The 8,009-nt window shown below is 72.5% G+C and carries 6 protein-coding genes; 3 read left to right on the forward strand and 3 right to left on the reverse strand.

From position 1 onward, the window contains the following. Positions 1–4 precede the first annotated feature (4 nt). Genes ACT3SP_RS18240 through pheS form a run of 3 tightly spaced genes read right to left on the reverse strand, consistent with a single transcriptional unit; the run spans position 5 to position 4,231 of the window. Entirely contained in the window at positions 5–529 is a 525-nt protein-coding gene (locus tag ACT3SP_RS18240) for a hypothetical protein (RefSeq protein WP_444588710.1), read from the reverse strand. Next, positions 526–3,120 carry a phenylalanine--tRNA ligase subunit beta gene (gene pheT, locus ACT3SP_RS18245; RefSeq protein WP_444588711.1) on the reverse strand — a complete coding sequence of 865 codons (2,595 nt, stop codon included), beginning with the start codon at positions 3,118–3,120 and terminating at the stop codon, positions 526–528. Before pheT ends, ACT3SP_RS18240 begins: the two co-directional genes overlap by 4 nt. 1 nt (position 3,121) lies before the next feature. Continuing rightward, positions 3,122–4,231 (reverse strand): phenylalanine--tRNA ligase subunit alpha, encoded by a 1,110-nt coding sequence (gene pheS / locus ACT3SP_RS18250; protein ID WP_444588712.1) that lies wholly within the window; start codon positions 4,229–4,231, stop codon positions 3,122–3,124. A gap of 201 nt (positions 4,232–4,432) precedes the next feature. Here pheS and ACT3SP_RS18255 point away from each other — a divergent pair, with 201 nt between their 5' ends. From ACT3SP_RS18255 to ACT3SP_RS18265, 3 genes are all read left to right on the forward strand, one after another. Then, on the forward strand, positions 4,433–5,533 hold the full coding sequence (locus ACT3SP_RS18255) for an S-(hydroxymethyl)mycothiol dehydrogenase (RefSeq protein ID WP_444588713.1): 1,101 nt from the start codon (positions 4,433–4,435) through the stop codon (positions 5,531–5,533). Then, positions 5,530–6,150: an MBL fold metallo-hydrolase gene (locus tag ACT3SP_RS18260; protein WP_444588714.1), complete on the forward strand. Its 621-nt coding sequence runs from the start codon at positions 5,530–5,532 to the stop codon at positions 6,148–6,150. Before ACT3SP_RS18255 ends, ACT3SP_RS18260 begins: the two co-directional genes overlap by 4 nt. Before the next feature lie 253 nt (positions 6,151–6,403). After that, a complete protein-coding gene (locus tag ACT3SP_RS18265) occupies positions 6,404–7,834 on the forward strand; it encodes an HNH endonuclease signature motif containing protein (protein ID WP_444588715.1) in 1,431 nt (476 codons plus the stop codon). Positions 7,835–8,009: the final 175 nt, after the last annotated feature.

Below are 8,009 nucleotides of genomic sequence, written 5' to 3' on the forward strand. Positions count from 1 at the left end.
CGGTTCAGCGGCGCGGGGTGCGCAGGAAGGGGATCACCGGCAAAGGGACCCGTCGGCCCGTGGAGGCCATCACGGTCCCGACGATCGCGTAGACGGCCTCGAGCAGGGCGACCACGAAGAACAGTCCGAGCATCGTGAAGGTGACGACCTCCATCGCCGGGTGGAAGCTCACCCCGCCGCTCGCGCCGGGCGACCCCGTGAGCACGCCGATGAGGACGGTCACGGCCATCAGCACGGGCCAGCACAGCTGGGTGAGACCCCAGTTGGCGGCGCGCACCCCGTTGACCGCGGCGAGTCCGCCGTGCTTGCGCTGGCCGAGGCCGACGACGAGCTGGGCCACCCCGGCCACGATCAGTCCGAGGACCGGGACCGGGAGGTAGGCGAGGAAGCCGATCGCCCAGGCGATGGTGCCGTTCCTCGGCGGCTGCCCAGCGGGGGCGGTGACCGGCTCGGCCCGCGGCCCGGGAGCCGATGCCGGCCCCGGGGCCGGGGCCTGGAGGTCGTCTGCGTCGTCGGGGCGAGAGCTCATGCGCGCAGCACACCTCCCACGGCGGAGTCCACCGCGGCGATGCAGCGCTCCCGGGCGGCACCGATCTGCTCCGCGCTCAGCGTGCCCTCGGCGGAGCGCAGCCGCACCGCGAAGGCGAGGGACTTCTTCCCCTCGCCGATCTGCTCCCCGGTGAAGACGTCGAAGAGGTGGACGGACTCGGCGAGGTCGCCGATCCCGACCACGATCGCGGCCTCGACGGCGCTCGCGGGCACCGTCTCCTCGACCACGAAGGCGAAGTCCTCCTTGGCCAGCGGGTAGGTGGGCACCGGCTCGGCGCGCACCACGGCGGGGGCCGCCGCGATCACGGCCTCGAGGTCGAGCTCGAAGGCCGCGGTGCGTGCGGGCACGGCGAACTCCTTGATCACCGCGGGGTGCAGCTCACCGGCATGGCCGACGACGGCACTGTCCCCCTCTGCAGTGGTCACGCGCAGCTCGGCGGCACGGCCCGGGTGGAACGGGGCGTGCTCAGCCTGGCGCACCTCGAGCTCGGCGCCCACCGCGGCGGCCGCGCGGCGCGCCAGGTCGAGGGCGTCGGCCCAGCCCCAGGGCTCGGGGTCTCCCTGCCAGGAGTCCGGGCCGGAGGCACCGCCGACCACGCCCGCGAGGGCGGAGGTCTGCTCGGGCAGCGCGCCGAGGATCTCCTCGAGCTCCGCCTCGCCAGGTCGCTCGGCGGCTGCGGGGACCGGTGCGCGGGAGGCGTCACCGCGGGAGAGGAACACGGAGGCGTTCTGGAAGATCGCGACCGACTCCTCGCCGCGGCCCAGGTTGCGGCGGGCCACCGGCAGCAGGGTCTGCAGCAGCTCCGAGCGCAGCAGCGGCTCGTCCTCCGCGAGGGGGTTCAGCAGGCGCACAGCCCGCCGGCGGGCGTCGCCGGCCGGGACGCGCAGCTGGTCGAGCACGTTCTCGGCGACGAAGGGCGCGGAGTTCACCTCGGTGAGACCGGCCTCCGCGAGCGCCCTGCGAGCCGCCCGGCGCGAACGCTGGGCGACGGTGAGGCCGCGCCCGCCGGGGGCGGTGGGCAGCACGGAGGGGATCTGCTCGTAGCCGACCATGCGCGCGACCTCCTCGACCAGGTCCTCGCGGATGGTGAGGTCCGGGCGCCAGGACGGCGGGGTCACCACCAGCTGGTCCTCGCCCGCGGGCTCGACGGCGCAGCCGATCTGCTCGAGACTCCCCCGCACCTGCTCGGGGCTGTACTCGATGCCCACCACGCGCTCCGCATCGGCCAGGCCCAGGGTGATCGGGGCGGCCTCGGTGACGGCGCCCTCGTCGGTGACGGCGGCGGAGATCTCTCCCCCGCCGTGCTCGACGATCAGCTGCGCCGCACGGTGTGCGGCGACGAGCGGCAGCTGCGGATCCACCCCGCGCTCGAAGCGCTTGGACGCCTCGGAGGGCAGTCGGTGGCGACGAGCGGTGCGCGCGACGGAGACGGGGTCGAAGGTCGCGGCCTCGAGCACGATGTTCGTGGTCGTGGCCGCCACCTCGGTGTCCTCACCGCCCATGACGCCCGCGAGACCGAGCACGCGACCCGCTCCCTCGGAGTCGGTGATGAGCAGGTCCTCGGGGTCGAGGGTGCGCTGCACGTCGTCCAGCGTGGTGAGCTTCTCGCCCGTCCGCGCACGGCGCACCACGATCGGCTCGGCGAGCTCCTCGGCGTCGTAGGCGTGCAGCGGCTGACCCAGGTCGAGCATCACGTAGTTGGTGACGTCGACGATCAGGGAGATCGGCCGCATCCCGGCGAGGGTGAGGCGGCGCGCCATCCAGCGCGGGGTCTGCGCGGAGGGGTCCACGCCGCGCACCTCGAGGGCCACGAAGCGGGTGCAGCCCTCGGCTCCGTTCAGCGGGGCGTCGTCGGCGAGCTCGACGCCGACGCCCTCGCCCGGGGTCGCGGTGATCTCGACCTCGGACACGGGATCGGTGAACGGAGCGCCGGTGGCGTGCGAGTACTCCCGGGCCACGCCCCGCATCGAGAAGCAGTAGCCGCGGTCCGGGGTCACGTTGATCTCGACGACCTCGTCGGCGAGGCCCAGCAGCGCGATCGCGTCGTCGCCGGGCTCGGCGACGAGGCCCCTCGCGTGCCCGCGGCCGAGCACGATGATGCCGTCCTCGCCGTCGGGGTCCGGCCCCAGTCCCAGTTCCTCGCCGGAGCAGATCATGCCGTCGGAGGTGTGGCCGTAGGTCTTCCGCGCGGCGATCGTGAAGTCTCCGGGCAGCACGGTGCCGGGCAGGGAGACGACCACGAGGTCGCCGGCGACGAAGTTGTGGGCACCGCAGATGATGCCGCGGCTGGGGCGCTCCTCGCCCGGCTGCGGGTCCTTCGGGTCGTCGGCGTCCTCGTTGTGCTCGGGGCCGACGTCCACGCGCACCCAGTTGATGGTCTTGCCGTTCTTCTGCGGCTCCTTCACGAGCTCGAGCACACGGCCCACGACGAGCGGTCCGGTCACCTGCGCGCCGAACAGCGCCTCCTCCTCGAGGCCGACGCGCGAGAGGTCGGTGGCGACCTGCTGGGCGTCGGCGCCGGAGGGCAGGGTGGTGTGCTCGGCGAGCCAGGTCAGGGGAATGCGAGGCATGTCAGATCTCCGTCCCGTAGTGCTGGGAGAAGCGGACGTCGCCCTCCACCATGTCGCGCATGTCCGCGACGCCGTTCCGCAGCATGAGGATGCGCTCGATGCCGAGGCCGAAGGCGAAGCCCTGGTACTCCTCGGGGTCCACCCCGGCGGCGCGCAGCACGTTCGGGTGGACCATGCCGCAGCCTCCCATCTCGATCCAGCCGGTGCCGCCGCACACACGACAGTCCGGGTCGGCGTCGTGCTCCAGGCCCAGGCGCGCGTCGCAGGCGAAGCAGCGGAAGTCCATCTCGGCGCTGGGCTCGGTGAAGGGGAAGTGGTTGGGGCGCAGTCGCGTGACGGGTGCGCCGCCGAACAGGTGCGCGGCCAGGGCGTCGAGCGTGCCGACCAGGTTCGCCATGGTCAGGCCCTTGTCGATGGCGAGGCCCTCGACCTGGTTGAACATCGGCGAGTGGGTGGCGTCGATCTCGTCGGCCCGGTAGACGGTGCCGGGGCAGGCCACGTACAGAGGTGCACCGCGCTCGAGCATGGCGCGGATCTGCACCGGCGAGGTCTGGGTGCGCAGCAGCATCCCGGAGCCCTCGGGCGCGAGGTACAGGGTGTCCTGCAGCGAGCGGGAGGGGTGCTCGGGATCCGCGTTCAGCGCGTCGAAGTTCAGCCAGGCCGACTCCGCCTCCGGGCCCTCGGCGATCTCCCACCCGATCCCTATGAAGAAGTCCTCGATGCGGTCGGTGAGCGTGGTCAGCGGGTGCGCGGCACCTCGCGGCCGACGGTCCGTGGGCAGCGTCATGTCCACGGTCTCCGCGGCGAGCGCCGCCTCCTCCTCGGCCGCGGCGAGCTCCTGCTGCCGCGCCGCGAGCGCCTTCTGCACCCGGCCCTTGCCCTGGCCCACGAGCTTGCCGGCGGCGGCCTTCTGCTCCTTGGGCAGATCCTTGATGGCACGGTTCGCGGTCGAGAGCACGCTGGCATCGCCCACGTGCTCGATGCGCACCTGCTTGAGCTCGGCGGTGGTGGCGGCCGCGGCGATCGCGGCGAGCGCGGCATCGACGGCGGCGGTGATCGTCTGTTCGTCGATCGCGGTCGCGCCGCCGGGCGCGGAGGATGTCTCGGACACGGGGTTCGCTTTCGTCCTGGAGGTCACGGGGATGCGCGCACCGGGGGGCGGGCACCGCGGACCATTCTAGGAGGTGACGCGGCCGGTGCGGACGGCGTCATCGGTCACCACGGCCCACAGGAGCACCCGGGGCGCACGCAGCGGCGGCCTGCGGACCGACGATAGGCTGGCCAGGACCCATCGACCTCGAAGGAGGCCAGCATGTCCTGGACCGTGAAGGGCGTCGTCGCCCGCACCGAGAAGCAGCCGGCGGAGCTGCTCGACATCGTCATCCCCGACCCGGGCCCGAACGACGTGGTCGTCGACATCGAGGCGACCGGGGTGTGCCACACCGACCTCGCCTACCGCGACGGCGGCATCAACGACGAGTTCCCCTTCCTGCTCGGCCACGAGTCCGCCGGCCGCGTCTCCGTGATCGGCGACTCGGTCACCCACGTCGAGGTCGGCGACTACGTCGTGCTGAACTGGCGCGCCGTCTGCGGGCAGTGCCGAGCCTGCAAGAAGGGCGTGCAGCAGTACTGCTTCGCGACCCACAACGCCTCGAAGCCCATGACGCTGGCCGACGGCACCGAGCTCACCGCGGCGCTCGGCATCGGCTCCTTCTCCGAGAAGACCCTCGTCCACGAGGGGCAGTGCACGAAGGTCTCCGAGGACGCCCCGGCCGAGGTCGCCGGGCTGCTGGGCTGCGGGGTGATGGCCGGCATCGGCGCCGCGATCAACACCGGCGCCGTGCAGCGCGGCGAGTCCCTGGCCGTCATCGGCCTGGGCGGCGTGGGCTGCGCAGCGATCGCCGGCGCGAAGCTCGCCGGAGCCACCACGATCATCGGCCTGGACGTGGACGAGCAGAAGCTCGCCGCCGCCGAGGAGCTCGGCGCCACCCACACCGTGCTCACCAAGGACCTCTCCCCGCAGCAGGTGGCGGAGAAGGTCCAGGAGCTCACCGACGGCTACGGGGCTGACGTGGTGGTCGACGCCGTGGGCATCCCGCAGACCTACGAGACCGCGTTCTACGCCCGCGACCTCGCCGGGCGCGTGGTGCTCGTGGGCGTGCCGCGCCCCGACGTGGAGCTCACCCTGCCGCTGCTGGACGTGTTCGGGCGCGGCGGTGCGCTGAAGTCCTCCTGGTACGGCGACTGTCTGCCCGAGCGGGACTTCCCGTACCTCATCGACCTGTTCCTGCAGGGCCGGCTGCCGCTGGACCGCTTCGTCACCGGTCGCACCGACCTCGCGGGCGTCGATGCCGCGCTGGACGGACTGCACGACGGGGCGAACCTGCGCACCGTGGCGGAGGTGGCCCGATGACCGCGCGCCTCTCCCATGCCGTCACCTCGGGCACCTTCTCCCTGGACGGCGAGACCCATGAGGTGGAGAACAACGTGTGGGTGCTCGGCGACGACGAGCAGTGCGTCGTCTTCGACGCCCCGCACGACGTCCAGGCGGTCGAGACGCTGGTGGGCGAGCGCGAATGCGTCGGCATCCTGCTCACCCACGCGCACGACGACCACGTGCGCTTCGCCCCGGAGCTCTCGGAGGCGCTCGAGGCCCCGATCCTGCTGAACCCGGCGGACCGCGAGGTCTGGCAGCTCACCCACGGGGATCTGCCCTGGGACGGCGACGTCGCCGACGGTGACATGTTCACGATCGCCGGGGTGAACCTCGAGGCGCTGCACACCCCGGGCCACTCCCCCGGCTCGACCTGCTACTACTCCGAGGAGCTCGGCGCCGTGTTCACCGGCGACACCCTGTTCCAGGGCGGCCCCGGCGCGACCGGTCGCTCCTTCTCCTCCCGGGAGACGATCGAGGAGTCCGTGAGGGAGCGACTGTTCGCGCTGCCGGAGGACACGGTGGTCCACACCGGCCATGGCCCGGACACCACCATCGGCACCGAGAAGAGAGCGGCGCAGGGCGACTGGCTCTGAACGTCGCGCGGGGAGCGACTCGAGCCTTCCCGCGGGACACGGCGGCGATCCTCCGCGGAGGGTCGCTGCCGTCGCGTTCCGTGCCGCACCCTCGAATCGAACGGGCGATCGCCCGACTGTCCCCGCAGGTCATGATGCCTTCGGAGTTGTCCACACACCTGGCGGAGAAGTTCTCCGCGCCGTAGAACAGGACGTGCATTCGACGCATCGGCGCGGTCGTTCCCCGCCGTGGACCGCAAGGGGGCGAGAGTCGATGGTCGAGTTCGAGGACAGCGACGAGCCGCTGCTGCTCGCGCCGCCGAGCGCGGAAGCGGCCACCGCGATGTCCCTCGCACGGGCCCGCCGGAACCGGCGCCGCTCCGCGACCCGGGAGAACGTCCGGCGGGCCGGCGCGCAGCGCACCCCGCAGGCGGTCGAGGCACTGGAGTCGCTCTGGGACGGGACCACGGAGGACTCCCGTCGTCGCGCCGCCCGATACCGTGCGATCACAGCGTCGACCCACGACCCGCTGTCCTCGGAGGCGCCTTCCCGAGAGGCGATCGCGATGGAGGAGCTCCACGTCTCGCTGGCCCTCCGCTGCACTCGAGCACAGGCCGCCGCCGCGATCCGTGAGGCGCATCGTGTGTGCACTCTCCTGCCCCTGTGCCTCGCACGGCTCGGGCGCGGGGAACTCCCCTCGCCCTGGTTCGAGAAGCTGCTGGAGCGCACCCGGGGCCTCGAGGAGGATGCACTGCGACGGCTCGACGTCGAGCTCTCCCGCACCGACCCCACCGTCTCGCCCGAGGTGTTCTCCCGCCTGCTCGGGCATCTCCTCACCGCAGCGACCGCCCGCAGCGAGGAGCCGGAGCACGCCCGGCCGGAGAACTGCCGACGGGTCGTTCTGGACCCGCCACGTCCCAACGGCATCGGCTGCCTGCGCGTCATCGGACCGATCCCGGAGATCCTCGACCTCGCCCAGCGGCTGGACCGGGCCGCCCATGCGGTGCGCGACGCCCAGCACCGTGCCCTCGAGGAGGGCACCGTGCTCCCGATCGACCCGGGTGGGGAGATCGAGTCCAGCTTTCGGATCCCCTCCCTCGCCCGCACCCGGTACAACGTCCTGATGAGCTCTGCGCTCGCGACGGATGGCGTCGCGGTGCCCGGTCCGGGGCTTCGCGTGAATCTCACCGTGCCGGCGCTGACGCTCCTCGGCCAGTCGGACGCCCCCGGCATGCTCGACGGCACCATCCCGGTCCCCGCGGAGATGGCGCGGAACCTCGCGGGGCGCGAGAGCACCTGGTACCGCGTGCTCACCGACCCCAGCTCGGGTCGGTTCCTCCCCGCACCGGCCGATCGGTACCGTCCCACCGCCGAGATGCGCGAGCACCTGCTGCTGCGCCATCCCACGTGCGCCGTGCCCGGCTGCGGGCGTCCCTCCTCGAGCCTGTCCGAGACCGACCACATCGAGGAGTACGACCACGCCGACCCGGCCGCCGGCGGCCCGACCGACGCGGAGAACCTGCACGAGCTCTGCCGCGAGCATCACCGACGGAAGACGCTGGGCCTACTGGACCCGGTGCGCGACGATCTCGCGGGCACGACCTGGTGGGAGGCGTCAGGACTGATGATGGCCAGGCAGGAGGACGGCTGGTGGGTCGGGCACGACGGCGACCTGCACCCGCCCGGCGATCTGCCGCCGTACTGACCTCAGCTCCGCAGCGACCCTCCTGGATGTGGCGTGCGTCACACCTGTGCTCCTGGGTCTGGAGTATGCCGCTCCGGCACAGTGTCTGCTTCTTGTCGACAGCAGTCCTCGACTCCCCGACGGAGGCGCACGATGGATACCGACAAGACCGAGAGCACCACCACCGAGCAGATCA

The sequence above is a fragment of the Brachybacterium sp. AOP43-C2-M15 genome (genome assembly GCF_052446295.1).
Classification (GTDB): Bacteria; Actinomycetota; Actinomycetes; order Actinomycetales; family Dermabacteraceae; genus Brachybacterium.

Excerpts from the sequence above, each read along its gene's own strand:
- ACT3SP_RS18260 (WP_444588714.1), top strand. The coding sequence starts at position 5,530 with ATGACCGCGCGCCTCTCCCATGCCGTCACCTCGGGCACCTTCTCCCTG.
- ACT3SP_RS18240 (WP_444588710.1), bottom strand. The coding sequence starts at position 529 with ATGAGCTCTCGCCCCGACGACGCAGACGACCTCCAGGCCCCGGCCCCG.
- pheT (WP_444588711.1), bottom strand. The coding sequence starts at position 3,120 with ATGCCTCGCATTCCCCTGACCTGGCTCGCCGAGCACACCACCCTGCCC.
- ACT3SP_RS18255 (WP_444588713.1), top strand. The coding sequence starts at position 4,433 with ATGTCCTGGACCGTGAAGGGCGTCGTCGCCCGCACCGAGAAGCAGCCG.
- ACT3SP_RS18265 (WP_444588715.1), top strand. The coding sequence starts at position 6,404 with ATGGTCGAGTTCGAGGACAGCGACGAGCCGCTGCTGCTCGCGCCGCCG.